This window comes from Vibrio sp. 10N.222.55.C6 (genome assembly GCF_041473395.1).
Taxonomy (GTDB): Bacteria; Pseudomonadota; Gammaproteobacteria; order Enterobacterales; family Vibrionaceae; genus Vibrio; species Vibrio crassostreae_C.
The window spans coordinates 1-299 of record NZ_JBFRSD010000980.1; the positions used below are offsets into that span (position 1 = coordinate 1).

The following is a 299-nucleotide window of genomic DNA, read 5'->3' on the forward strand; positions in this document are numbered from 1 at the left end:
CAATAAAAAATCCCTATCAAATTACGTTGATAGGGATTTGTTTTATCTAGCAATCAAGTCAAACAGACTTTCTAGTGAGAACTAGAATAGGTCTGAATCTAGGTTGTCGAAGTAGGTGTATGTCCCTTTTGAACCATTGTCACCATTGTATAGCGCAATAGCGGTCGGGGAACCACCTGCACTTTCAGCTTTTAACCCAGTGTAGTCTGTTCCATCAACATTGACGGTAATGTCTGTATCTACCCATGAAATGGTCACATCTACCCATGTGTCTTTTGAGTATGAAGCAAGGTCAACTT

At 40.1% G+C, this 299-nt stretch carries 1 pseudogene; it reads right to left on the reverse strand.

Annotated elements, in window-relative coordinates:
- Positions 1–81 precede the first annotated feature (81 nt).
- Positions 82–299: pseudogene (locus AB4486_RS27155) on the reverse strand (hypothetical protein); the annotation flags it as partial.